This window comes from Amycolatopsis keratiniphila (assembly GCF_000400635.2).
In the GTDB taxonomy this organism is placed as follows: domain Bacteria; phylum Actinomycetota; class Actinomycetes; order Mycobacteriales; family Pseudonocardiaceae; genus Amycolatopsis; species Amycolatopsis keratiniphila.
On sequence record NC_021252.1, the window covers coordinates 6,519,990 to 6,546,065 of the forward strand.

Consider the following 26,076-nt stretch of genomic DNA (forward strand, 5'->3'; position numbering starts at 1 on the left):
TAGGGTGACGGTGTGAGTGCTGCCCCAGATGGCCGCAAGCTGTTGCGGCTCGAGGTCCGGAATTCCCAGACTCCCATCGAAAAGAAGCCGTCGTGGATCAAGACGCGCGCCCGGATGGGTCCGGAGTTCACCGAACTCAAAGGCCTGGTGCGCCGCGAAGGCCTCCACACCGTCTGTGAAGAAGCCGGCTGTCCCAACATCTACGAGTGCTGGGAAGACCGTGAAGCGACCTTCCTGATCGGTGGCGACCAGTGCACCCGGCGTTGTGACTTCTGCCAGATCGACACCGGCAAACCCGCCGAGCTGGACCGCACCGAGCCGCGCAAGGTCGCCGAAAGCGTCCAGGCGATGGGCTTGCGCTACTCGACCGTCACCGGCGTCGCCCGTGACGACCTGGAGGACGGCGGTGCGTGGCTGTACGCCGAGACCGTCCGTCAGATCCACGCGCTGAACCCGGGTACCGGTGTCGAGCTGCTGATCCCGGACTTCAACGCGGATCCGGACCAGCTCGCCGAGGTCTTCGGCTCCCGCCCCGAGGTGCTCGCGCACAACGTCGAGACCGTCCCGCGGATCTTCAAGCGAATCCGCCCCGGCTTCCGCTACGCGCGGTCGCTGGAAGTCATCACGAAGGCCCGCGAGGCCGGTCTGGTGACCAAGTCGAACCTGATCCTCGGCATGGGCGAAACCCCCGAAGAGGTCGCGCCCGCGATGAAGGACCTGGTCGACGCGGGCTGCGAGATCCTCACGATCACCCAGTACCTGCGACCGTCACCGAGGCACCACCCGGTCGATCGCTGGGTCAAGCCGGAAGAGTTCGTCGAGCACTCGAATGCGGCCGAGGCGATGGGCTTCGCCGGCGTCATGGCCGGGCCGCTCGTACGCTCCTCGTACCGCGCCGGTCGCCTTTTCGCCCAGACGAAGGCCCACCGCGGCGAGCCGCTGTCGGAGAACCTGGCCCACCTCGCCGCCGAAGGTCCCGCCGCGCAGGAAGCCAGCTCGCTGCTGGCCAGGTGACTCCGGTCACCCTCTTCGCGACATCGCCACCCACCAGGTCACGAATCAGTAAAGTGACCTGGTGGCGTTGGTAACCGATCTTCTGAACTGGCTGCAGGGACTCCCGGAACCGGGACTGGTCGCGGCGACCGGCGGACTCGTGTTCGCCGAATGCACCATCGGGCTCGGCTTCATCGCCCCCGGTGAATCGGGGCTGCTGGTCGCGGCCACGACGGCGACGTCGGTCTCGCGCTTCCTGACCCTGTGGGCCGTCGTGACGGTCTGCGCCGCACTCGGAGACTCGCTCGGCTACGCGATCGGCAAACGCTTCGGCCCGCGTCTGCGCGAGACGAAGCTGATCCGCAAGTACGGCCTCGACGCCTGGGACAAGGCGACAGGCGTGCTCGAACGGCGAGGCGCGTGGGCGGTGTTCTTCGCGCGCTTCCTCCCGGTGATCCGCACGCTGACCCCGGCCGCGTCCGGGACCTCGGGCCTGCCCTTCCGCAAGTTCCTGCCCGCCGCCGCGGCCGGTGCGGCCTGCTGGTCGGCCATCCACATCGGTATCGGTGCCGCGCTCGGCGAGGCCGCCAAGAAGGTCGAAGGCGCGCTCAACACCGGCGGCCTGGTCATCGTCGGCGTGCTCGTGGGCGTCGCGGTGTTCTTCCTGCTGCGCTACAAGAAGAAGAAGGCGCTCGCGGTCACAGCCGAAGAAGCCGCCCCGGCGAAGGTCGGCGCGGACGACTAGATTCCGGGCATGACCGCCCTGAACCTGCCCCAGCCGATCGGTTTCGTCCTCGGTGGCGGCGGCAGTCTCGGAGCGATGCAGGTCGGGATGCTGCGGGCCCTCACGGAAGCAGGCGTCGCGCCGGACCTCGTCGTCGGCACTTCGGTGGGTTCACTGAACGCCGCCGTCCTCGCCCTCGGGGGTGAATCGAGCGGCAGGCTCGACCGGATCTGGTCCCGGATGACGCGGCACGAGGCGTTCCCCGGCGGCGTCCTCAGCCAGGTGCGGACCCTGCGCCACAGCAAGACCAACCTGTTCCCCAACACCGGGCTCGCCGCGATCGTCGACGAGCACATCGGCGAAGGCGTCCGCTTCGAAGATCTCGCGCTGCCGCTGGGTGTCGTCGCGACGGACGTCGACACCGCCGAGCCGCTGCTGATCCGTTCCGGGCCCGTTCTGGCGCCCCTGCTGGCCAGTTGCGCGATTCCGGGGATCTATCCGCCGGTGCCCTACGGGGAGCGCATGCTCTACGACGGCGGCCTGGTCGCCAATGTGCCGATGCGGCAGGCGCTCGCCATGGGCGCGAAATCGCTCGTCGTCCTCGACTGTGCCTTCCCCGGCAAGATGCCCGGCACGCCGCAGACCTTCGCCGAGGTGATGATGTTCACCGCGATGATCAGCATGCGGAACCAGGCGGTCCTGGAGGCGCCGATCGCCGCGGCCGAGGTGCCCGTGGTCTACGTGCCGGGGCCGAAGCCGGTGCGGGTCAGCCCGCTGGACTTCAGCCACACCGCGGCACTGACCGCGGAGGCCTACGACGCCGCGAAGACCTATTTGGGTGAATTGAGTGTCGATGGCCCCGGTCTTTATGGTGCACCCGGTCTCGTCGTGGACTGAGAAGCAACCAACCGGCATCGATCACGTCTTCTTCGTCGCGTAGTTTTGAAAGAGAACTTTCCGCTGATCGAGCGACGTAAAAAGAGAACCATATGTTTCCCAAGAAGACATTACTTTCGACGGCCGGAATACTCGCCGCGGTATTGGTGATCTCGGCCTGCTCACCCTCGGGCGGCACCGATTCACCCGGCACGAGCGCCGAGTCGGACACGAGCCCGGTTTCGGTGACCATCGATCCGGCGGGCGGGACGAACGTCAATCCAGCGACCCCGGTGGTGGTCAAGGCCGAGCACGGCAAGCTGATCGACGTCACCGTCAGCAACGCCGACAAGGGCAACCAGGTGAAGGGCGAACTGGCGAGCGACGGGCTCAGCTGGAAGACCACCGAACCGCTCGGCTACGGCAGCACCTACAAGATCGTGGCGCATGCCCAGGGCACCGACGGAAAGCCCGTGGAGCAACAGAGCCGGGTCTCCACGCTGAGCCCGAAGCAGCAGGCGAACCCGAACCTGATCCCGGCACCCTCGGCGGTCGCTTCCGGCGGTGTCGGCGTCGGACAGCCGATCGTGTTCGCCTTCGGCCAGCCGGTGAAGAACAAGGCCGACGTGGAGAAGAAGCTGTCCGTGGAGTCCACGCCGAAGCAGGAGGGCTCCTGGTACTGGATCGACGACAAGAACGTCCATTACCGCCCCAAGGTCTATTGGCAACCGGGGACGACGCTCAAGGTGTCGGCGATGATCTACGGCGTCGATTTCGGCAATGGCGTGTACGGCGCGACCGATCGCACCGAAACGTACAAAGTGCACGATTCCTGGGTCGCGAAGGCCGACGGCAACACCGAACAGATGCAGATCTTCCACAACGGCCAGCTCGCGAAATCGATGCCCATTTCGATGGGCAAGGACGCCACGCCCACCCATTTGGGCGCGCACGTCATTTCGGACAAACACGAGAATTACACGATGGACTCGTGCACCTACGGCGTCTGCCAGGGCCAGCCGGGGTACTACAGGTCGAACGAGAAGTGGTCGCTGCGCATCTCCAACGACGGCGAGTTCGTCCACGAGAACCCGAACAGTGTCGGCGCGCAGGGCAGCTCGAACGTGTCGCACGGCTGCATCAACCTCAACGCCGCCAACGCGCAGTGGTTCTACCAGAACATGGGGCTCGGCGACGTCGTCGAGGTGACCAACTCCGGTGGCCCGCAGCTGCCGGTGTGGGACCTCTACGGCGACTGGTCGAAGTCGTGGGCGGACTGGCAGGCGGGCAGCGCGCTCAAATAGAGGGATGATGGGCCGGTGACCAGCACCCTGAGCACGGCCCGCTCACTCGTGGCCGGCGCCGGCCGGATCGTCGCACTGACCGGCGCCGGGATCTCCACGGACTCGGGGATCCCCGACTTCCGCGGCCCCCAGGGCCTGTGGACCCGCGACCCGGCCGCGGAGAAGATGTCGAACCTCAAGGCGTACCAAGGCAGCCGAGAGGTCCGAGAACGAACGTGGCAGGCGCGGCTGGTACATCCCGGCTGGGACGCCGTGCCGAACGCGGCGCACTACGCACTCGAGCGCCTGTCGCCGACGTGGATCATCACGCAGAACATCGACCGGCTGCACCAGAAGGCGGGCTCTCCGCCCGAGCGGGTGCTGGAACTGCACGGGACGATGTTCGAGTCCGTCTGCCTGTCCTGTGACGATCACCGGGACATGCGCTCGACACTGGAACGCGTCCGGGCAGGCGAAGCCGACCCGCCCTGTCTGGTGTGCGGCGGCATCCTGAAGTCGGCCACTGTGTCGTTCGGTCAGCACCTGGACCAGAACCTGCTCCGGGCCGCACGTGCCGCCGTCTCCGACGGCGATCTCCTGCTGGTGGCCGGCTCTTCCCTGAGCGTGCAGCCGGCCGCCTCACTGGTGAGCGTCGCTTCCCGCGCCGGCGCCGCCGTGGTCATCTGCAATGGCTCCGAAACGCCCTACGACCACATGGCCACCGCCGTCGTCCGCGGCCCGCTCGCCGACTCCCTCCCCGCCCTCGCCCCTTCCCGCATTTAGTCCTCTAAATGCTCGGGCCCCCGCCCCTCCCCCACGTGCCCGACCCCCGTCACTCGCGTGACCAAGGCCGCAACTCACGTGATTGAGGACCGATCTCGCGTGATCAGACGGGCGACACGTGTGATCAGGGGGACGTCACGTGTGTGTGGCGGGACGTCACGAGCGGGTCATCGTGTCGTCCGTCTGATCACGCGAGATACGCCCCCAATCACGCGTGTCGCGTGTCTGGTCACGGGTGTGGCGGGTTTCGGGTATGAAAAAAGGTCTGGGACCTGGGAGAACTCTCGGTTCTCGACCAGGTCCCAGACCCTTTTCTTCAATGTTAGTCCGGCGGTGTCCTACTCTCCCACAACCCTTCGGTTGCAGTACCATCGGCGCTGTCAGGCTTAGCTTCCGGGTTCGGAATGGGACCGGGCGTTTCCCTGACGCTATAACCACCGAAACACTATGAAACACTCCCCCACAACCTCACAACGAGGGGGTTGTGTGGTGTTTCAGAGCTGTAGAGTGGATGCGTAACATCTTTGTGGGCAAGTCCTCGGCCTATTAGTACCAGTCAACTCGACAACACATTACTGTGCTTCCATTTCTGGCCTATCAACCCAATGGTCTGTTGGGGGCCTTAACCCACATGGGGTGGGATACCTCATCTTGGAACAGGCTTCCCGCTTAGATGCCTTCAGCGGTTATCCCTTCCGAACGTGGCCAACCAGCCATGCCACTGGCGTGACAACTGGCATACCAGAGGTTCGTCCGTCCCGGTCCTCTCGTACTAGGGACAGCCTTCCTCAAGTATCCTACGCGCGCGGCGGATAGGGACCGAACTGTCTCACGACGTTCTAAACCCAGCTCGCGTGCCGCTTTAATGGGCGAACAGCCCAACCCTTGGGACCTACTCCGGCCCCAGGATGCGACGAGCCGACATCGAGGTGCCAAACCATGCCGTCGATATGGACTCTTGGGCAAGATCAGCCTGTTATCCCCGGGGTACCTTTTATCCGTTGAGCGACACCCCTTCCACCAGGTGGTGCCGGATCACTAGTCCCGACTTTCGTCCCTGCTCGACATGTCTGTCTCACAGTCAAGCTCCCTTGTGCACTTGCACTCAACACCTGATTGCCAACCAGGCTGAGGGAACCTTTGGGCGCCTCCGTTACTCTTTAGGAGGCAACCGCCCCAGTTAAACTACCCATCAGGCACTGTCCCTGAACCAGATCATGGTCCGAGGTTCAGATTCCCAATCCGACCAGAGTGGTATTTCAACAACGACTCCACCAACACTAGCGTGCCGGCTTCACAGTCTCCCACCTATCCTACACAAGCCGAACCGAAAACCAATACCAAACTATAGTAAAGGTCCCGGGGTCTTTCCGTCCTGCCGCGCGTAACGAGCATCTTTACTCGTAGTGCAATTTCGCCGGGCCTGTGGTTGAGACAGCCGGAAAGTCGTTACGCCATTCGTGCAGGTCGGAACTTACCCGACAAGGAATTTCGCTACCTTAGGATGGTTATAGTTACCACCGCCGTTTACTGGCGCTTAAATTCTCAGCTTCACCCCCAAAGGGGTTAACCGGTCCTCTTAACGTTCCAGCACCGGGCAGGCGTCAGTCCATATACATCGTCTTGCGACTTCGCATGGACCTGTGTTTTTAGTAAACAGTCGCTTTCCGCTGGTCTCTGCGGCCACCCACCCCTAGTCCGCAAGGGACTTCAGAGTGTTTGGCCCCCCTTCTCCCGAAGTTACGGGGGCATTTTGCCGAGTTCCTTAACCACAGTTCACCCGATCGCCTTAGTATTCTCTACCTGACCACCTGTGTTGGTTTGGGGTACGGGCCGTGCACGCACTCGCTAGAGGCTTTTCTCGGCAGCATAGGATCACTCTACTTCACCTCAATCGGCTACGCATCACGTCTCAACCTATATGAATGGCGGATTTGCCTACCATTCGGTCTACACGCTTACACCAGTACTACCACTCACTGGCGGAGCTACCTTCCTGCGTCACCCCATCACTCGACTACTACGGAATCAGATCCCACGCTCCACACTCGCGTATCCACCCGAAGGCTTCAACACGAGGCTTTGGGTGGTTAGTATCAACCGCCTCATCCTGGGCGCACGTGCTCGGGTACGGGAATATCAACCCGTTATCCATCGACTACGCCTGTCGGCCTCGCCTTAGGTCCCGACTTACCCTGGGCGGATTAGCCTGGCCCAGGAACCCTTGGTCATCCGGCGGCAGAGTTTCTCACTCTGCATTCGCTACTCATGCCTGCATTCTCACTCCCACACCCTCCACGACTGGCTTCCGCCGCCGCTTCCCTGGATGCAGGACGCTCCCCTACCCATCCGTGCGACTAGACATCCCTTCAAGAGAGACGCCGATCTATATGCACGAATGACACAGCTTCGGCGGTGTGCTTAAGCCCCGCTACATTGTCGGCGCAGGACCACTTGACCAGTGAGCTATTACGCACTCTTTCAAGGGTGGCTGCTTCTAAGCCAACCTCCTGGTTGTCTGGGCAATCCCACATCCTTTCCCACTGAGCACACACTTAGGGGCCTTAGCTGGTGTTCTGGGCTGTTTCCCTCTCGACGACGAAGCTTATCCCCCGCCGTCTCACTGCCACACTCTCACACCACGGTATTCGGAGTTTGGTTGATTTCGGTAACCCGGTAAGGCCCCTAGACCATCCAGTAGCTCTACCCCCGTGGAGAAACATGTGACGCTGCACCTAAATGCATTTCGGGGAGAACCAGCTATCACGGAGTTTGATTGGCCTTTCACCCCTACCCACAGCTCATCCCCTCAGTTTTCAACCTAAGTGGGTTCGGCCCTCCACGTCGTCTTACCGACGCTTCAGCCTGGCCATGGGTAGATCACTCCGCTTCGGGTCTAGACCACGCGACTATGACGCCCTATTCAGACTCGCTTTCGCTACGGCTACCCCACACGGGTTAACCTCGCCACGCAGCACTAACTCGCAGGCTCATTCTTCAAAAGGCACGCCATCACCTCAACATCACAAGGATGTGCTCGGGCTCTGACGGCTTGTAGGCACACGGTTTCAGGTACTCTTTCACTCCCCTCCCGGGGTACTTTTCATCTTTCCCTCACGGTACTAGTCCGCTATCGGTCTTCAGGAAGTATTTAGGCTTACCGGGTGGTCCCGGCAGATTCACAGCAAATTCCACGAGCTCGCTGCTACTCGGGAACACCAGACAAACAATCCACAACGTGTTTTCGCGTACGGGACTCTCACCCACTCCGGTCGCCCATCCCAAGGCGTTCCACTAACACGCGTAATCGTTCCGAGGACTGTCAGATCCTCGACGCTGGGTCCCACAACACCGCTTATACAACGCCTGACAGCTTGACATATAAACGGTTTAGCCTCTTCCGCTTTCGCTCGCCACTACTCACGGAATCACGGTTGTTTTCTCTTCCTACGGGTACTGAGATGTTTCACTTCCCCGCGTTCCCTCCACGCACCCTATATATTCAGATGCGGGTAACACCACATAACTGGTGCTGGGTTTCCCCATTCGGAAATCCTCGGATCACAGCTCGGTTGACAGCTCCCCGAGGCATATCGCAGCCTCCCACGTCCTTCATCGGCTCCTGAAGCCAAGACATCCACCATGTGCCCTTAACAACTTGACCACAAAGATGCTCGCATCCACTCTACAGTTCTCAAACACCACACCAGAAACAAACAGCTCCCAGGGCGTAAGCCCCTCGGCGTGTTGCCTCAGGACCCAACAGCGTGCTGAGTGAACAATTCTTCCGACCTCCCAGGAGCACCCGTTCCACGCACCAAAAGTGCAGTACTAGAGCGTCCCGGCAGAAGCCGGCCGAACCCTAACCAGTAGTTCCACAATTCCTTGAGCAACCAGTGCCAACACACATTCGGTGCTGAAACCCTGGCCACTCCACCACCGTTGGTCCGGGTATCCCGGCGGGGTGGATGTGTTGCTCCTTAGAAAGGAGGTGATCCAGCCGCACCTTCCGGTACGGCTACCTTGTTACGACTTCGTCCCAATCGCCAGTCCCACCTTCGACCACTCCCTCTGCAAGCAGTTGGGCCATGGGCTTCGGGTGTTACCGACTTTCATGACGTGACGGGCGGTGTGTACAAGGCCCGGGAACGTATTCACCGCAGCGTTGCTGATCTGCGATTACTAGCGACTCCGACTTCACGCAGTCGAGTTGCAGACTGCGATCCGAACTGAGACCGGCTTTAAGGGATTCGCTCCACCTCGCGGTATCGCAGCCCTCTGTACCAGCCATTGTAGCATGTGTGAAGCCCTGGACATAAGGGGCATGATGACTTGACGTCATCCCCACCTTCCTCCGAGTTGACCCCGGCAGTCTCCCACGAGTCCCCGCCATAACGCGCTGGCAACGTAGGATAAGGGTTGCGCTCGTTGCGGGACTTAACCCAACATCTCACGACACGAGCTGACGACAGCCATGCACCACCTGTACACCAACCACAAGGGAAGCCCTATCTCTAGGGATGTCTGGCGCATGTCAAGCCCAGGTAAGGTTCTTCGCGTTGCATCGAATTAATCCACATGCTCCGCCGCTTGTGCGGGCCCCCGTCAATTCCTTTGAGTTTTAGCCTTGCGGCCGTACTCCCCAGGCGGGGCGCTTAATGCGTTAGCTACGGCACGGACAACGTGGATGTCGCCCACACCTAGCGCCCAACGTTTACAGCGTGGACTACCAGGGTATCTAATCCTGTTCGCTCCCCACGCTTTCGCTCCTCAGCGTCAGTATCGGCCCAGAGACCCGCCTTCGCCACCGGTGTTCCTCCTGATATCTGCGCATTTCACCGCTACACCAGGAATTCCAGTCTCCCCTACCGAACTCAAGTCTGCCCGTATCGCCCGCACGCTCCACGTTAAGCGTGGAGTTTTCACGAACGACGCGACAAACCGCCTACGAGCTCTTTACGCCCAATAATTCCGGACAACGCTCGCACCCTACGTATTACCGCGGCTGCTGGCACGTAGTTAGCCGGTGCTTCTTATCCAGGTACCGTCACTTGCGCTTCGTCCCTGGCGAAAGAGGTTTACAACCCGAAGGCCGTCATCCCTCACGCGGCGTCGCTGCATCAGGCTTGCGCCCATTGTGCAATATTCCCCACTGCTGCCTCCCGTAGGAGTCTGGGCCGTGTCTCAGTCCCAGTGTGGCCGGTCACCCTCTCAGGCCGGCTACCCGTCGTCGCCTTGGTAGGCCATTACCCCACCAACAAGCTGATAGGCCGCGGGCTCATCCCGTACCGCCGGAGCTTTCCACAAGTTCCCATGCGAGAACCTGTCATATCCGGTATTAGACCCAGTTTCCCAGGCTTATCCCAAAGTACAGGGCAGATTGCCCACGTGTTACTCACCCGTTCGCCACTAATCCCCCACCGAAGCGGGTTCATCGTTCGACTTGCATGTGTTAAGCACGCCGCCAGCGTTCGTCCTGAGCCAGGATCAAACTCTCCAACAATGTCTTCGAATTCAATCGAGGCAATATAATTGCTCTCAAAGGAACCTCAAACGAGGTTCAAATATAAGCTCTACTGGCTTAGTTCACTAGCACACTGTTGAGTTCTCAAGCAACACACCCCGAATAGCACCACCATCACAGCGGCCTTATCCGAAGCAGTTATTTCTTGGCTTTTGTCCGGAGCACACCCTAGCACCTGCTCGAAACTGCCGTTTCAGCGGGGGTAGAGTTACCTCTCCGGTTCGGGACCACCCACTCTACCACCATCCGGTGGGAGCTTGGTTCGTGTTCCCGGCGGCCGCTCGGTTTCCCTGGCGACGAAGAGAACATTACACGGCCCGAAACCGGCGTTTACAGGGGGGTCCCTTTTTTCGCGCCGACGCTCTGACCTGCATCGATCTGACTCTCCCCCGGCACCGGCTCGCCGTGGGTCGCGACGACGGTCAGCACGACGAGGGCGGCGGCGAGTCCCGCGGTGATGTGGATGGGCGCCGGCGTGAACGACGCGGCGAGCACGAGCACCGCGGTAACCGGGAAGCCGATCGCGATCGGACGGCATTCGTTGGTGGGGCCGATGTGCATGAGCCAGACGCTCACCAGATAGATCGCGACGGGCACCGTCGTCGCCATGGCGGCGGGCAGGGACGCGACGTGCCCGGTGTGGGTGTCGTAGTCGACCGCGACTTCGAGGCCGGCACCGAGCGCGGCCGCCGAAGCGAAGATCAGGTAGTGCCCGTAGCCCCAGCTCGCGACGGTGAACAGGCTCTTCGCCTTCTCCAGCCTGACGTGGCCCGGCTGGTCGAAGTACAGCCACCACAGCGAGAAGACCAGCACGAGCCCGGCGGCGGCGAGCGAGATCAGGCTGCCGGTGTGCTTGCCCTCGTCCAGGCCTTCCTTGATCGCGGTGGTCGCGCCGAGGATGGACTCACCCAGCACGATGATCGTGAACAGGCCGTAGCGCTCGGCGATGTGGTGCGGGTGCCAGCCCGTCCAGCGCTTGCGTTCGGCGATCACCGGGACCGCGAGTTCCGCCAGCAGGAGCAGGAAGAACGACGGCAGCGCCAGCGACTCCGGGAGACCGAGGCGGACGACCCACAGGATCTGGACGACCGTGATGCCGATGGCGTACCGCAGTGCGGCCGGGCGGCAGTCCGGATCGGTCCGCGCGGCGCGCAGCCACTGCACGACCATCGCGAGCCGCATCAGGACGTAACCGGCGACCACGATCTTGAAGTCGCCGTCGAAGGCCGACGAGACACCGGCGGCGACGGTCAGTCCGCCCGCGATCTGCACCAGCGTCACCAGGCGATACGGGACGTCGTCGGTGTCGAACGACGACGCGAACCAGCTGAAGTTCAGCCAGCCCCACCAGATCGCGAAGAACACCATCCCGAAGCTGAGCACGCCGTGCCCGATGTGGTTCTCGGCGATCGCGTGGTGCAGACCGGCGGCGGCCTGCGCGACGGCGACCACGAAACACAGGTCGAACAACAGCTCCAGCGGGGTCGCGACCCGGTGCCCTTCACCGGAATCGCGCATGGTCATCGGCCGGTACCAGACCCGCAGCCGATTCCGCCGAACAGAACTCTCCGCCATCGGTGCTCCTCGCAATCTCGATCTGCGGAGATCTTCGCAGCCGGGAGGCGATGACACACTCGGAGAAACGCGCGGCGGGTGGGCCCGGGCCGGGTGCACCTCCCCAGGCGACCCCGCGCGGACCCACCCGCGCGAATGCCTCACCGCGACCCGGCTCGCCAATGGTGTCGAACCGGCCGCCGCCGAACGGTCCCCCGCGGACGCCGACGGCTGTCCACCGGCTCGTGACCGTAGGTGTCCATTCCTGAGAACTCCGGACTCACCACGATCGCTCCAGCCGATCGATCCATCCCCGATCGATCGACAGAAATACCACTGTCGGTAGCCGAGTCACAGCGGTGAAGGCTCCGTTAGGTGTACCCGGTTGCTCTGAGTAGCACCAGAGGATGACTGCCTCCGTCACTCGGATGGAGCATCCGATCTTGCCGAACGTAGTCGTCGGCACGTACGGAAGACTCAGCCGCGTTGACTGTCGGCGGCCGCCCGCTCGGCTTCCTCCCGCTCAGTGAGCGAGCGCCGCTTCCGGCGTGCGCGAAGTTCGATCACGGCGAGTAAGAGCGCCGAGCTCGTCAACGCGGCGGCGCACAGCATCGCCGCGGTCAGCGCCGACGGGTAGCCGCCGTTCGCGCCGAGTACCGCGTGGAAGACCGAGGCCAGCACGACGGTGCCGATCGCGGTGCCGATCCGTTGCCCGGTCTGCAACGCTCCCCCGGCCACTCCGGCCATCGACGTCGGGACGCATTCCAAGGTGAGCGTGGTGTTCGGCGAGATGACCATGCCACCGCCGACACCGGCGACGAGCAACGGCAACGCGAACCACCAGCCCGCCGCGGCGCCGGGATCCTGACCGGCTAGGACGGCGACCGTGACCATCCCGGCGATCACCATCACCAGCCCGGTGACGGTCAGCTTGCGGCCCCACTTCGGCACCAGCCGTCCCGCGATCGCCGCCGACACGGCCGAGCCGAGCGCGAAGGAGGTGACGGCGAGCCCGGATTGCAGTGGCGTGTAACCGAGGCCTTGCTGGAAGAAGATGGCGAAGACCAGCCACATCCCGGTGAACCCGCTGAAGTACAGCGCGCCGACGGCCGCCCCCGTCGCGTAGCCCGGGGTCCCGGTGAACAGGCGGGTGTCCAGCAGCGGCGGCCGACCGCGCCGCACCATCGAACGTTCCCAGCGCACGAAAGCGAAACCGAAGACCACCGCGACGACGAACAGCCACCACAGGCTGCTGAGCCCGCCCTGTTCGGATTCGATCAACGGGAGCAGGACGCCGAGTACGGCGACACCCAGCAGCATGATGCCGACGAAGTCGATCTCGCCCCGCAGGCTTCTCGGCGGTGTCTCCGGTTTCGGAAGCCATCTAAGGGCCAGCGCGAACGCCAGGATGCCGATCGGCACGTTCACGTAGAAGACCCAGCGCCAGCCTTCCGGGTCACCGAAGACGGCGAGGATCACGCCGCCGAGCACCGGCCCGACCGCGGTCGAGATCCCGACGGTGGCACCGAACATGCCGAACGCGCGACCGCGTTCGGCGCCGCGGAACAGGTCCTGGATCATCCCGCTGTTCTGCGGCGTCATCATGCCCGAGGCGAAACCCTGCAGGAGCCGCGCGATGATCAACGTCGTCTCGTTCGGCGCCGCGCCGGCGAACGCGCTGGTCAGCACGAACGCGGCGAGCGCGAACAGGAACATGCGGCGGCGGCCGAGCGCGTCGCCGAGCCTGCCTCCGGACACCAGCACCAGCCCGAAGGCCAGCGCGTAGCCCGAAACCACCCACTGAATCCCGCCGCTCGAAGCGCCGAGATCCTTCTGGATCGACGGCAGTGCCGTGTTGACGATGCTGACGTCGAGCAGGCCCATGAACCCGGCGGCGAGGGAGACGGCGAGCGCCTTCCAGCGCCGGGGGTCGGGTTCGTAGGTGGTCATCAGGTGCTGGCGGCGATCCCGGGGATGCCCTTGAGCTCACCGATCAGCATCGACGTCACCTTCACCGGATAGTCGTAGAGCGCGAAGACCGTCTGGTTCTTGCCGACCAGCTTGAGGTGCACCGGGGTTTCGCCCTTGTGCGCCAGCAAGGTCTGCTTCAGCTCACTGACCACCGACTGGTCGATCTTCTCCGCCGCGGCCAGCAGGACCAGCGGCAGGTCGTCGTCGCCGTTGCCGACCTCGGACAGGTCGAGCGGGACGAGACCGCCGCCGAAGATGGACATCTTGTCCTCGCGCCAGTTCACCCGGCCCTTGACCAGGACCGCGTTGTCCTCGATGAGGTCGGCGGAGAACATCGCGTAGGACTTCGGGAAGTACAGCACCTCGAGGGAGGCGTCCATGTCCTCGATGGTGCAGATCGCCCAGGGCTCGCCCTTTTTGTTGACCCGGCGCTCCAGCGAGGTGATCAGCCCGGAGACGACCAGCTCGCCTTCCTTCGGCGGGTCGGCGAGGATCGCGGCGATCGGCCGCGGCGCGTGTTTGCGCAGGATGCGTTCGGCGCCGTCCAGCGGATGCGCCGAGACGTACAGGCCGAGCATCTCCCGTTCGTAGGCCAGGAGCTGCTTGCGCGGGTACTCCTCTTCGCCGAACTTCAGATGCGCGAGCGGTGAAGAGGACGCCGCGGCCTCCGCGTCGTCGTCCCCGCCGAACCCGAAGAGGTCGAACTGGCCCATCGCCTCCTGGCGCTTGAGCGGGACCACGGCTTCGACCGCGTCTTCGTGCACCTGGATCATCGAAAGCCGGGTGTTGCCGAGCGAGTCGAAGCCACCCGCCTTGATCAGCGATTCGATGACGCGCTTGTTGCAGGCCACCAGCTCCGACTTGTCGAGGAAATCGGTGAAGGAGGAGTACTTCCCCTTCTCCTCGCGGGTCTTGATGATCGACTCGACGACGTTCGCGCCGACGTTGCGGACGGCACCCATGCCGAAGCGGATGTCCTCCCCGACGGCCGCGAACCTCAGTGCCGACTCGTTGACGTCCGGCGGGAGCACCTTGATCCCGAGGCGGCGGCACTCCGAGAGGTAGACCGCCGACTTGTCCTTGTTGTCACCCACCGAGGTGAGCAGCGCGGCCATGTACTCCGGCGTGAAGTTCGCCTTGAGGTACGCGGTCCAGTACGAGATCAGGCCGTACGCGGCCGCGTGGCTCTTGTTGAACGCGTAGCCGGCGAACGGGAGGATCGTGTCCCAGAGCGCCTTGATCGCCTCGGAGGAGAAGCCGCCGGGGACCAGCTCGCTCGACTTCATGCCCTCTTCGAAGCCGACGAACTCCTTCTCGAGGACCTCCGCCTTCTTCTTACCCATGGCGCGGCGGAGCACGTCCGCGCGGCCCATGGAGTAGCCGGCCACCTTCTGACCGATGTGCATGATCTGCTCCTGATAGACGATCAGGCCGTAGGTGTCGGCCAGGATCTCCTTCAGGGGCTCTTCGAGCTGGGGGTGGATCGGTTTGACCTTTTGCCGCCCGTTCTTGCGGTCGGCGTAGTCGTTGTGCGCGTTCATGCCCATCGGGCCGGGGCGGTACAGCGCGCCCACCGCCACGATGTCGTCGAACACCGTCGGCTGCATCCGGCGGAGCAGGTCACGCATGGGCCCGCCGTCCAGCTGGAACACGCCGAGCGTGTCACCGCGGGAGAGCAGCTTGTACGTCTCCGGGTCGTCGACGCCGAGGGTGTCGAGGTCGATGTCGATCCCGCGGTTGGCCTTGATGTTGTCGATCGCGTCACCGATGACGGTGAGGTTCCGCAGGCCGAGGAAGTCCATCTTCAGCAGGCCGATGGCCTCGCACGACGGGTAGTCCCAGCCGGTGATGATCGAACCGTCGTCACGCTGCCACAGCGGGATGGCGTCGGTCAGCGGGTCGCACGACATGATGACCGCGCAGGCGTGGACGCCGGCGTTGCGGATCAGGCCTTCGAGACCGCGGGCGGTCTCGAAGATCGTCTTGCACTCTTCGTCGGTCTCGACGAGGGCGCGGACCTCGGCCGCTTCGCCGTAGCGCTCGTGCTTAGAGTCGACGATGCCCGAAAGCGGGATGTCCTTCGCCATGATCGGCGGCGGGAGCGCCTTCGAGATCCGGTCCGCGATCGCGTACCCCGGCTGACCGAAGTGGACGCGGGCGGAGTCCTTGATGGCCGCCTTGGTCTTAATGGTGCCGAAGGTGATGACCTGCGCGACCTTGTCGACGCCGTACTTCTCGGTGGCGTAACGGATCATCTCGCCGCGACGGCGGTCGTCGAAGTCGATGTCGATATCGGGCATCGAGACGCGCTCGGGATTCAGGAACCGCTCGAACAGCAGCTTCTGCGGGATCGGGTCCAGGTTGGTGATACCGAGGACGTACGCGACCAGCGAGCCGGCGGCGGAACCACGGCCGGGGCCGACGCGGATGCCGACCTTACGGGCGTAGTTGATGAGGTCGGCGACGATGAGGAAGTAGGCGGGGAAGCCCTTCCCGATGATGACGTCGAGCTCGATCTCGATGCGCTCGTTGTAGTACGGGTCCGGCACGCCGTCCGGGTACCGCCATTTGAGGCCGCGCGCGACCTCTTCCCGCAGCCAGGTGCCCTGGTCGTAGCCCTCGGGGACCTCGAAGAACGGCAGCCGGTCCTTGTGCGTGTACACGTCCTTGTAGGACTCGACGCGCTCAGCGATCAGCAGCGTCGAGTCGGCGGCGCCGGGGACCTCCTTGTCCCAGTACTCGCGCATGTCGGCGGCCGACTTCAGGTAGTAGCCGTCGCCGTCGAACTTGAAGCGGTTCGGGTCGTTCAGCGTCTTGCCCGCCTGCACGCACAGGAGCGCGGAGTGGGTGTCGGCCTGGTCCTTGGTGACGTAGTGCGAGTCGTTGGTGGCCAGCGGGCGGAGGTCGAGCAGCTTGCCGATCTCGAGCAGGCCCTCACGGACCGACCGCTCGATCGGCAGCCCGTGGTCCATCAGCTCGAGGAAGAAGTTGTCGGCGCCGAAGATGTCCTTGTAGTCCGACGCCGCCTGGATCGCCTCGGTGCGCTGCCCCAGCCGGAGCCGCGTCTGCACCTCGCCCGAGGGGCAGCCGGTGGTCGCGATGATGCCGTGGTGGTTCTCCGCGATCAGCTCGCGGTCCATCCGGGGCTTGCGGTAGTAGCCCTGCATGCTCGCCAGTGAGGAGAGCTTGAACAGGTTGCGCAGGCCGGTGGAGTTCTCGGCAAGCATCGTCATGTGGGTGTAGGCACCACCACCGGAGACGTCACCGCCCTCACCGAACTCGTCGGCGCCGCGCTGGTTCGACTGGCCCCAGAAGACCGGCTTCTTGTGGAAGCGGCTCTCCGGCGCGATGTAGGCCTCGATGCCGATGATCGGCTTGAGGTCGTGTTTGACCGCCTGCTGGTAGAACTCGTCCGCGCCGTACATGTTGCCGTGGTCGGTCATCCCGACCGCGGGCATGCCCAGGCGCGCCGCCTCCTTGAACAAGGGGGCGATCTTCGCCGCACCGTCGAGCATCGAGTACTCGGTGTGCACATGCAGGTGGACGAAGGAATCGTTCGACACCAGCGAAAACCTCCCCTAGGCAGACGGATCCCTGGCTGCTTGACGCGGGCCGGTCCTCCCACCTTATGCGGCGAAGGATCTCGGCGCCCGGGCGGGCTGGCACCCCGGCGAGGGCCAGTCTCCCCCTCCGACCGGCCACCGCCAAGCACCGACGCGGCGCGGGTTCGCGGCGGCCTCGGTTCGCCCGATCGGGGCGCGGGGTCAGCTCAGCCGGGCCAGGCGTTCATTGACCACCTCCCTGTCGAACCACTCCGGATCGAACCCGACGCCGCCGAGCTCTTCGAGCAGATCCTCGTTCTCTTCGTCGTACGGATCACGCCGTGCCTCCAGCAACATCTCGTAGCTCTGCTCGTCTTCGCATTCCGCCGGAGGTGCGGCGCGTTCGCCGTCGAGGCAGCTCGGTGCTTCGGGGAGGGCGACCAGCTGCTCGACGCGGATCCAGTGCTTCCAGTACTCCACCTCGTAGAGGAGCCGGTGGCCGGGTGACGTGGCTATCTGGCCGAGTTCCACTTCGTCGTCCAGCCGTTCGCCCTCACCGCTCTGCGCGTCGGCGCTGAAGCTTCCGTACTCGGTCTCGAACCGGTGTTGCCGCCGCTCGTCCCGGTCGAACGCGGCCGCGAGGATCCTGTGCAGTCCGGCGAGGGTGACGTCCGAGCGGACTTCGAGCCGCCGCCAGATCGCGTCGTCCGGTGAGGACAGGGCGACCGCCAAGCGGAGCCCGGTGACCGACGCGGACCGGGGCAGGACGAGCGGCAGCGGCTCGGCCGACGGTATACGAGGCAACGGTTCGTAGGCGGGAAGGCCGAGCCACCGGCACAACTGAGCCGCTCGCGCGGACAGATCGGGTCTCGGATCCCTCCCCAGTGCCAAGAGCCGAGGGACCCGCTCCCGAATCCAGGCGTCGCGATCCGCCTTGGCGATCAAGGCCGCTTCGACCTGGCTCCGGAACTCCTCGGGGGTCAGCGGGGCCTCGACCACCTCGAAGCCGTTGCGAAGCACCGCCAGCGCGTCCTCGGGTTCGGGGTGGAGCTCGATCACGTCGACCTCGCGACCGTTCACCACCACTTCGACGCCCACCGTGCGTTTGCCGGCGGTCAGCGTGGCGGCCAAGACCACCAGGTCCTGATCCACCTGGCCTTGGACGACACAGCCCGAAAGCTCGATCGGTCCGTGGAGCAGCTTCGGCCAGCGCTCCACCCTGGACACGTCCAAGGGCGCCCGCGTCCGGTGGGAGCGCCGGTGCTTCGGTCGTTTGGCGGGCTTGCGGCCGCGGCTGACGGGGGACACGGGATCAGTATCGCCAGCGGCACCGACAGTTTCGGGGTCGTGAGCTGCGCCGATCGGAAAATGCTTGCCGACCTGGGCGTGGATGTGCAGACTGACCAGCCGCCAAGATCAACCGAACGCCCGGAGAGTTGATGATCGACCTGCAGGCCATGAACGAGCGCGTGATCGCGGAGTTCCGCGCGAACGGCCGCCACGGCGACGGTCTCCCGACCTTGCTGCTCACCACCACCGGTGCCCGCACCGGGCGACGGCACGTGACGCCGATGCTGTTCCTGGCCGACGACGACCGCTACATCGTCTTCGCCGCCAACGGGGGCGCGCCCGGGCATCCGGACTGGTATCGCAACCTGGTCGCGGAGCCGTCCGTCGACGTCGAGGCGGAGGGGGAGGCCTTCGCCGCTCACGCGACGGAAGTGACCGGAGCGGCTCGGGACCGTCTGTTCGCGAAGCAGGCGAAGGCGTTCCCGAGGCTGGCCGAGCACCAGTCGAAGACCACGCGGCCGTTCCCGGTGATCGCGCTCAGCCGCGCATGACGTCCACGATCGTCTACGCCCACGGGGGCGGCTTCACCTCGTACGACCCGGAAATCGGGCGGCTGCGGACCGACGCCTTGCAGGCCGCCGGGCTCCGGGTCGTGCCGGTGGAGTACCGGCTGGCCCCGGCGCACCGTCACCCGGCGCAGGTCGACGACGTCCTCGACGTCTACCGGTCCGTCAAGGGTCCTGTCGTGTTCCTGGGCGAGTCCGCGGGCGGGACGATCGTGCTCTCGGCGCTCTTGCGGCTCCTCGCCGAGGGCGAACCCCTCCCGGCCGGGGCCGCCGCGATCTCCCCGGTCGCGGATTTGACCCTTCCGGGCGGTTCGTTCGTCACCAACGACGGCGCCGACATCATCACCCGCGACGCGCTCCGCCGATCGGTGGAGGCGTACCTCGGCGAGGGCGTGGCCGGACCCGCGTCGCCGTCGCACGGCGACTTCGCCGGGTCACCGCCGCTGTGGCTCGCGGTGGGTACCGCCGAAGTCCTGCTCGACGACGTTGTGACACTGGCCACCTCGGCAAGGGAATCCGGTGTCACCACGGAACTCCGCGTCTACGAAGGTGCCCAGCACGGCTTCCAATTCCTGGGCGGATACACCGTCGACAAGGAGCTCGCAGGATGGATCGAGGCGCTCGGCTGATCTCTTGACAAAGCCTGGGGCCGACCGCACGATCTCGTCTCATGAACCTGTCTGACAGCCAGACAGCCGGACATGGTGGTCCACGACGCGTCAGCGCGATGGAGGCCGTTCTGGCCCATCTCCGCGGCGCCATCGAGCGTGGCGAGTACCCCGTCGGCCAGAAACTGCCGTCGGAATCCGCGCTCGGCAAGGAGTTCGAGGTCAGCCGCTCGGTCGTCCGCGAAGCCTTGCGGGGGCTGCAGGCGCTCGGCCTCACCGTGTCCAAAACGGGCAAAGGGACCTTCGTGACCGCCACCGGGCCGGTCGAGAACCCCACCTTCGGCACCTACTCGGCCCGTGACCTGTTCGAGGTCCGGCGGCACGTGGAGATCCCCGTCGCCGGGTACGCGGCCGTGCGCCGCAGCACCGACGACCTGGACCTGCTCGGTCACCTCGTCGAGCGCATGGATCTCGAAACCGACAACACCGCGTGGGTGGCGCTGGACTCGCTCTTCCACATCACCATCGCGCAGGCCTCCGGCAATCCGGTCTTCGGCAAGGTCATCGAAGAGATCCGGGACGCGCTGGCCCGTCAGTCGTCCTTTCTCAACCAATTGGGGGACCGTCGGACCCGCTCGAACACCGAGCACCGTGAGATCGTCACCGCCATCGCCTCCGGTTCCGAAGCGGACGCCATCGCGGCGATGACCTCCCATCTCGAGCACGTCGAGGACGCGCTGACCACCATCGTGCGGCCGGGCCACACGACGCACCAGAACAAGGACGACTGACACCGTGACCGAACAGACCCTCAGCGCGGACGGCAAAGCCGCGCCGGTGCCGGCCGACGCCGGTGACGCCGGCTATGACAAGGCGCTGAAACCCCGCCACGTCAACATGATCGCGATCGGCGGCGCCATCGGCACCGGCCTGTTCCTCGGCGCGGGCGGCAGGCTCGCGCAGGCGGGCCCGGCACTCGCGATCGTGTACGCGGTTTGCGGCCTTTTCGCCTTCTTCGTGGTGCGCTCGCTCGGCGAACTCATCCTGTACCGCCCCTCCTCAGGCGCCTTCGTCTCCTACGCCCGGGAATTCATGGGCGAGAAGGGCGCTTTCGTCGCGGGCTGGATGCACTTCCTGAACTGGTCGACGACCGGTATCGCGGACATCACCGCGATCGCGCTGTACGCGCATTTCTGGTCGTTCTTCACCCCGATCCCGCAATGGGTGCTGGCGCTCATCGCGCTCGCGGTGGTGCTGGCGCTGAACATGGTTTCGGTGAAACTGTTCGGCGAGATGGAGTTCTGGTTCGCCATCATCAAGGTCGCCGCGCTGGTGACGTTCATGGGGATCGGGATCTTCCTGCTGGTCACGCAGCAGCCGATCGACGGCAACACGCCTGGCTTCTCGCTGATCTCCGACCACGGCGGGATCTTCCCGGCCGGGGTGCTGCCGATGGTGCTGATCGTCCAGGGTGTCGTGTTCGCCTACGCCTCGGTCGAGCTGGTCGGCGTCGCCGCCGGCGAGACGGAGAACCCGCGCAAGATCATGCCGAAGGCGATCAACTCGATCATGTGGCGGATCGGGATCTTCTACGTCGGCTCGGTGATCCTGCTGGCGATGCTGATGCCGTGGGACGCCTACTCGAAGCAGGAAAGCCCGTTCGTCACCGTGCTCTCGCACATCGGTGTGCCGCAGGCGGGCAACGTGATGAACCTGGTGGTGCTGACCGCGGCTTTGTCCAGCCTGAACTCCGGCCTCTACTCCACCGGCCGCATCCTGCGGTCGATGTCGCTGGCAGGCTCCGCGCCGAAGTTCACCGGCGTGATGAACAAGAACCACGTGCCCTACGGCGGGATCCTGCTCACCTCGGCGGTCTGTGTGGTCGGTGTCGGCCTGAACGCGGTCGTGCCGAGCCAGGCCTTCGAGATCGTGCTGAACTTCGCCGCGATCGGCATCCTCGGCACCTGGGCGATCATCGTGCTTTCGCATCTGCTGTTCGTGCGCAAGGCCAAGCTCGGCGAGGTCGAGCGTCCGTCGTACCGCCTGCCGTTCTCGCCCTACACCGAGATCGCGACGCTGATCTTCCTCGTCGCCGTCGTGGTGCTGATGGGCTTCGACGAGGTCGGCCGGATCACCCTGTACTGCCTGCCGGTCATCGGGCTCGCGCTGGTGGCGGGCTGGTTCGGGGTCCGCAAGCGGATCAACATGGACGTCTTCGAGAAGACGAAACTGTGAGCCCGGAGATCCGCGTCCCCGCGCACGAACCGCTGGTGCACCTGCTTCGCGACGGAATGGTCGAGGGGGTGCACCACGGTTCGGCCGTGGTGCTCGCGCCCGACGGCCAAGTGCTGTTCGCCGCGGGCGACATCGAGGCGGCGTTCTATCCGCGTTCGGCGGCGAAACCCTTGCAGGCCACGGCGATGGCGCGGCTCGGCGTCGAGCTGAGCCCCGCCGGGTTCGCCGTCGGCGCGGCCAGCCACTCCGGCGAGGGGATCCATCTCGCCGAGGTGCGCAGGACGCTCGACGGCGCGGGGCTCACCGCGGAAGACCTTCGGACGCCGGAAGACCTGCCGTTCGACCCGGTCGAGCGCGACGCTTGGGTCGCTTCGGGGCGGAGCGCGTCGAGGCTGGCGCACAACTGTTCCGGCAAGCACGCCGCCATGCTCGCGACCTGCCGCCTGCACGGATGGTCCACAAAGGACTACCTGGACGCCGCGCATCCGCTGCAGCGTGCGATCGCGGAGTGCGTCGAAGACCTGACCGGGCAGCGGATCCCGAAGGTGGCCGTCGACGGTTGCGGCGCTCCCCTGTTCGCGGTCTCGCTGCGCGGGCTCGCCCGCGCGGTGGGCAAGATCGCCGCAGCGGCGCCGGGGACGCCGGAAGGCCTTGTCGCCGAAGGGATCCGGAAGCATCCGGAACTGGTCGCCGGCACGCGTCGCGACGTCACCGCGCTCATGCGCGCGGTCCCCGGCCTGATCGCCAAGGACGGTTTCGAAGCCGTCCAGGTCGCCGCGCTCCCGGACGGGACGGCGATCGCGATCAAGATCGCCGACGGCGGTGACCGCGCCCGCCGTCCGGTGCTCGCCGCCGCGCTCGCGTTGTGCGGCGTCGATCCGAACGTGCTGGAGCCCACCCCCGGCCTGCGTGTGACCGGCGCGCTGGCCGAACTCGACCTCGCCGCCTGAGGAGCCTTCGATGCACCGCGTGGAACACGATCTGCTGGGGGACAAGAATGTCCCCGCCGACGCCTACTGGGGCGTGCATACCGCACGGGCCAGAGAGAACTTCCCCATCACCGGCACCGCGATCTCCGCGTACCCGCATCTGATCGAGGCGCTCGCCTCGGTCAAGGAGGCGGCCGCCCGCGCCAACGCCGATCTGGGGCTGCTGGAGCCGGACGTCGCCGACGCGATCCGCCGGGCGTGCCGTGAGATCCGCGAAGGCGCGCTGCACGACCAGTTCGTCGTCGACGTCATCCAGGGCGGCGCGGGCACCTCGACGAACATGAACGCCAACGAGGTGATCGCGAACCGCGCGCTCGAACTGCTCGGGCACGAGAAGGGCGATTACGCCCGCGTGCACCCGAACGAGCACGTGAACCTCGGGCAGTCGACCAACGACGCGTACCCGACCGCGGTCAACGTCGCGACGATCATCGCCGTGCACGAACTGGCCGACGCGATGGTCGTGCTGGAGCAGGCCTTCGCGGCCAAGGCCGTCGAGTTCCACGATCTGCTGAAAATGGGCCGCACGCAGTTGCAGGACGCCGTCCCGATGACGCTGGGGCAGGAATTCGGCACCTACGCGGTCATGCTCGGCGAAGACCGGCTGCGGCTCACCGAAGCGGTGACGCTGCTGCACGAGATCAACCTCGGCGCGACCGCGATCGGCACCGGGCTCAACGCCGCGCCCGGGTACGCCGAAGCCGCCGTCGCGCATCTGCGCGAGATCACCGGCCTGCCCGTCGTATCCGCCGCGGACCTCATCGAGGCGACGCAGGACTGCGGCGCGTTCGTGCACCTTTCGGGGGTGCTCAAGCGGATCGCGGTGAAACTCTCGAAGAGCTGCAACGATCTGCGGCTGCTCTCCTCCGGACCGAGGGCGGGGCTCAACGAGATCAATCTCCCGCCGGTGCAGGCGGGGTCGTCGATCATGCCCGGCAAGATCAACCCCGTCATCCCCGAGGTGGTCAACCAGGTCGCGTTCGAGGTCATCGGCAACGACGTCGCGGTCACGATGGCGGCCGAGGCCGGACAGCTGCAGCTCAACGCGTTCGAGCCGCTGATCCTGCACTCGCTTTCGGAGAGCATCACGCATCTGCGGTCGGCCTGCCTGGTGCTGGCGGAGCGGTGCGTCTCCGGGATCACGGCGAACGCCGACGTGATGCGGGGCTACGTCGAGAACTCCATCGGGCTGGTGACCGCGTTGAACCCGAGCATCGGGTACGCGGCCGCGACCGAGATCGCCAAGGAGGCGCTCGAAACCGGGCGCGGCGTGGCGGAACTCGTCGTCGAGAAGGGCCTTCTGCCCGCTGAGGAGCTGGCGAAACTGCTGAAGCCGGAGACACTCGCCCGGCTTTCCTGAGACCAGCGGGGCGGTACCGGGCGGTCCGCCCCGCGCCAGTGTCATGAAAGTGGCTTTCAGGACATTTTTCGTCCTGAAAGCCACTTTCCTGACATGCGGGTACGGTCGTAAGCGGAAGGTGATCGTCCACCCGAAAGGCGGCCAGCGTGCTCGACCGACTCATCGACCGGTACCTCGGCCTCCCACCCGCCGAAGGCCCCGCTCCCTCGGTGACCAAGGCGATCCCCGTCCCGATGCCCGACGGCGTCCGGCTCCTGGCGGATCGCTACGCAGTCGCGGGCGACGAGCCCCGGCCGGTCGTGCTGATCCGCACGCCGTACGGCCGCAAAGGCGTGATGGGCAAGGTCTTCGGCGAGACGTTCGCGCGGCACGGGCTGCAGGTGGTCGTCCAGAGCACTCGCGGGACCTTCGGTTCAGGCGGCGAATTCCGGCCGTTCCACCTGGAGAAGGAGGACGGCCTCGCCACCGTCGCCTGGCTGCGCGCACAGCCGTGGTGCGACGGCCGGGTCGCGATGGCGGGCGCGAGCTATCTCGGCCACACGCAATGGGCCGTCGCGCCGTACCTCGACGAGCCGCTCGAAGCGCTTTGTCTCGGTGTCACCGCGTCGGAATTCGTCTCGACCTTCTATCCCGGCGGGATCCTCGCGGTCGACAACATGGTGACGTGGTCGGCGCTGATCGGACGGCAGGAAGGCCGGTTCGCCGGTCTGCCGAATCCCTGGCAGACGAAGAAGACCCGCCGGGCCATGGCGCACCTGCCGGTGTCCGGCGCGGACGTCGCGGCCATCGGCAAGCAGGTGCGGTTCCTGCAGGACGTCTCCCGGCACGCCGAACCCGGCGACGACTTCTGGGCGCCGTCGGACCACAGCGCCGAGGTCGCCGCGCTGAGGACACCGGTGAGCATGGTGACCGGCTGGTACGACCTGTTCATCTCCGCCCAGCTGCGCGATTTCAAGGAACTCGCCGCGGCCGGCCGCGAGCCGCGGATCACCATCGGGCCGTGGGCGCACGGCGAGCCCGCCAGCTTGAAAACGCTGATCACCGACCAGATCGGCTTCCTGTCCGCGCATCTCCTCGGCGATCGCGCGCCGCTCAGGCAGTCGCCCGTGCGCCTGTACCTCCAGGGCTCCGGACGCTGGCTGGACTTCGAAAGCTGGCCGCCGGAATCCGACGCCACCCCGTACTTCCTGCGCCCTGGCGGGCTTTCCGTCGCCGGACCCGTCGAGTCGAAGCCGGGCACGTTCACCTTCGATCCGGCCGATCCGACGCCGACCGTCGGCGGCCCGCTGCTGTCCGGCGTGCAGAAACAACAGGACAACAAGGAAATCGAGGCGCGGCCCGACGTGCTGCTCTTCACCGGTGACGTGCTGGAGCAAGATCTCGACGTCGTCGGCGAGATCTCCGCCCTCGTGCACGTCCGGACCGACCTCGGGCACGGCGACGTGTTCGTCCGGCTGTGCGATGTGGACCGTCGCGGCGTTTCCCGCAATGTCACCGACGGCATCCTCCGCCTGCGACCCGGCGGCCCCGAGTCCGATGTGGACGGTGTGGTCGCGGCCGAGATCCTGCTCGACCCGACGGCCTACCGGTTCCGCCGCGGCCACCGGCTACGGGTGCAGGTCGCGGGCGGAGCGTTCCCTCGCTTCGCCCGCAACCACGGCACCGACGAACCGGTTTTCCGCGCGGTGGACGGGAAACCCGCGCGGTTCGAGATTTTCCACGACCCCGCGCGTCCGTCCCGGATCACGCTGCCGGTGTTCGCGGGGTAGGCCGGCGCG

16 protein-coding genes and 3 rRNA genes are annotated in these 26,076 nt (G+C 65.4%); 12 read left to right on the top strand and 7 right to left on the bottom strand.

From position 1 onward, the window contains the following. The first annotated feature begins 12 nt into the window (after positions 1–12). The 5 genes from lipA to AORI_RS69860 all read left to right on the top strand — a co-directional run bounded on the left by lipA (position 13) and on the right by AORI_RS69860 (position 4,659). Positions 13–1,014, top strand: coding sequence for a lipoyl synthase (gene lipA / locus AORI_RS69840; protein ID WP_043848287.1), 1,002 nt, complete (start codon positions 13–15; stop codon positions 1,012–1,014). Between the two features lie 61 nt (positions 1,015–1,075). Continuing rightward, positions 1,076–1,738, top strand: coding sequence for a DedA family protein (locus AORI_RS69845; protein ID WP_016336089.1), 663 nt, complete (start codon positions 1,076–1,078; stop codon positions 1,736–1,738). A gap of 9 nt (positions 1,739–1,747) precedes the next feature. Beyond that, a complete protein-coding gene (locus AORI_RS69850; protein ID WP_016336090.1) occupies positions 1,748–2,614 on the top strand; it encodes a patatin-like phospholipase family protein in 867 nt (288 codons plus the stop codon). 92 nt (positions 2,615–2,706) lie between these two features. Beyond that, the gene (locus AORI_RS69855; protein WP_043848288.1) at positions 2,707–3,897 is read left to right on the top strand and encodes a L,D-transpeptidase; all 1,191 of its coding nucleotides are present in this window, start codon (positions 2,707–2,709) and stop codon (positions 3,895–3,897) included. A gap of 15 nt (positions 3,898–3,912) precedes the next feature. Next, complete coding sequence (locus AORI_RS69860) at positions 3,913–4,659, top strand: SIR2 family NAD-dependent protein deacylase (RefSeq protein ID WP_016336092.1); 747 nt, start codon at positions 3,913–3,915, stop codon at positions 4,657–4,659. A gap of 325 nt (positions 4,660–4,984) precedes the next feature. On the opposite strand, the gene rrf is transcribed toward AORI_RS69860, so the two are convergent. From rrf to AORI_RS69895, 7 genes are all read right to left on the bottom strand, one after another. Further along, positions 4,985–5,101: ribosomal RNA gene (gene rrf, locus AORI_RS69865) — 5S ribosomal RNA — on the bottom strand. Between the two features lie 84 nt (positions 5,102–5,185). Further along, positions 5,186–8,323 (bottom strand): 23S ribosomal RNA (locus AORI_RS69870). Between the two features lie 320 nt (positions 8,324–8,643). After that, positions 8,644–10,162 (bottom strand): 16S ribosomal RNA (locus AORI_RS69875). Together the 16S, 23S and 5S rRNA genes form the textbook arrangement of a ribosomal RNA operon. Positions 10,163–10,513: 351 nt before the next feature. After that, entirely contained in the window at positions 10,514–11,758 is a 1,245-nt protein-coding gene (locus AORI_RS69880; protein ID WP_016336093.1) for a low temperature requirement protein A, read from the bottom strand. Between the two features lie 456 nt (positions 11,759–12,214). Further along, the gene (locus tag AORI_RS69885) at positions 12,215–13,687 is read right to left on the bottom strand and encodes an MFS transporter (protein ID WP_016336094.1); all 1,473 of its coding nucleotides are present in this window, start codon (positions 13,685–13,687) and stop codon (positions 12,215–12,217) included. Then, complete coding sequence (gene dnaE / locus AORI_RS69890) at positions 13,687–17,271, bottom strand: DNA polymerase III subunit alpha (RefSeq protein ID WP_016336095.1); 3,585 nt, start codon at positions 17,269–17,271, stop codon at positions 13,687–13,689. Before dnaE ends, AORI_RS69885 begins: the two co-directional genes overlap by 1 nt. 201 nt (positions 17,272–17,472) lie before the next feature. Continuing rightward, positions 17,473–18,558 carry a plasmid pRiA4b ORF-3 family protein gene (locus AORI_RS69895; protein WP_228688214.1) on the bottom strand — a complete coding sequence of 362 codons (1,086 nt, stop codon included), beginning with the start codon at positions 18,556–18,558 and terminating at the stop codon, positions 17,473–17,475. Positions 18,559–18,689: 131 nt separating this feature from the next. Between AORI_RS69895 and AORI_RS69900 the strand changes: the two genes are divergently transcribed. The 7 genes from AORI_RS69900 (at position 18,690) to AORI_RS69930 (ending at position 26,067) form a co-directional block, all read left to right on the top strand. After that, the gene (locus tag AORI_RS69900) at positions 18,690–19,091 is read left to right on the top strand and encodes a nitroreductase/quinone reductase family protein (RefSeq protein WP_016336097.1); all 402 of its coding nucleotides are present in this window, start codon (positions 18,690–18,692) and stop codon (positions 19,089–19,091) included. Then, positions 19,088–19,735, top strand: coding sequence for an alpha/beta fold hydrolase (locus AORI_RS69905; protein ID WP_016336098.1), 648 nt, complete (start codon positions 19,088–19,090; stop codon positions 19,733–19,735). Before AORI_RS69900 ends, AORI_RS69905 begins: the two co-directional genes overlap by 4 nt. A 98-nt stretch (positions 19,736–19,833) precedes the next feature. Further along, the gene (locus tag AORI_RS69910; RefSeq protein ID WP_016336099.1) at positions 19,834–20,505 is read left to right on the top strand and encodes a FadR/GntR family transcriptional regulator; all 672 of its coding nucleotides are present in this window, start codon (positions 19,834–19,836) and stop codon (positions 20,503–20,505) included. Positions 20,506–20,509: 4 nt separating this feature from the next. Then, positions 20,510–21,949: an amino acid permease gene (locus AORI_RS69915; protein WP_016336100.1), complete on the top strand. Its 1,440-nt coding sequence runs from the start codon at positions 20,510–20,512 to the stop codon at positions 21,947–21,949. Next, positions 21,946–22,899: an asparaginase gene (locus tag AORI_RS69920; RefSeq protein ID WP_016336101.1), complete on the top strand. Its 954-nt coding sequence runs from the start codon at positions 21,946–21,948 to the stop codon at positions 22,897–22,899. Before AORI_RS69915 ends, AORI_RS69920 begins: the two co-directional genes overlap by 4 nt. Positions 22,900–22,909: 10 nt before the next feature. After that, positions 22,910–24,298, top strand: coding sequence for an aspartate ammonia-lyase (aspA, locus tag AORI_RS69925; RefSeq protein WP_016336102.1), 1,389 nt, complete (start codon positions 22,910–22,912; stop codon positions 24,296–24,298). A 146-nt stretch (positions 24,299–24,444) separates the two neighbouring features. Next, positions 24,445–26,067, top strand: coding sequence for a CocE/NonD family hydrolase (locus AORI_RS69930; RefSeq protein ID WP_016336103.1), 1,623 nt, complete (start codon positions 24,445–24,447; stop codon positions 26,065–26,067). The last annotated feature ends 9 nt before the right edge of the window (positions 26,068–26,076 follow it).

What these genes read in the sequence shown, in the direction of transcription:
- AORI_RS69850 (WP_016336090.1), top strand. Translation starts at nt 1,748, where the DNA reads ATGACCGCCCTGAACCTGCCCCAGCCGATCGGTTTCGTCCTCGGTGGC.
- AORI_RS69855 (WP_043848288.1), top strand. Translation starts at nt 2,707, where the DNA reads ATGTTTCCCAAGAAGACATTACTTTCGACGGCCGGAATACTCGCCGCG.
- AORI_RS69880 (WP_016336093.1), bottom strand. Translation starts at nt 11,758, where the DNA reads ATGGCGGAGAGTTCTGTTCGGCGGAATCGGCTGCGGGTCTGGTACCGG.
- AORI_RS69885 (WP_016336094.1), bottom strand. Translation starts at nt 13,687, where the DNA reads ATGACCACCTACGAACCCGACCCCCGGCGCTGGAAGGCGCTCGCCGTC.
- AORI_RS69900 (WP_016336097.1), top strand. Translation starts at nt 18,690, where the DNA reads ATGATCGACCTGCAGGCCATGAACGAGCGCGTGATCGCGGAGTTCCGC.
- AORI_RS69905 (WP_016336098.1), top strand. Translation starts at nt 19,088, where the DNA reads ATGACGTCCACGATCGTCTACGCCCACGGGGGCGGCTTCACCTCGTAC.
- AORI_RS69910 (WP_016336099.1), top strand. Translation starts at nt 19,834, where the DNA reads ATGGAGGCCGTTCTGGCCCATCTCCGCGGCGCCATCGAGCGTGGCGAG.
- aspA (WP_016336102.1), top strand. Translation starts at nt 22,910, where the DNA reads ATGCACCGCGTGGAACACGATCTGCTGGGGGACAAGAATGTCCCCGCC.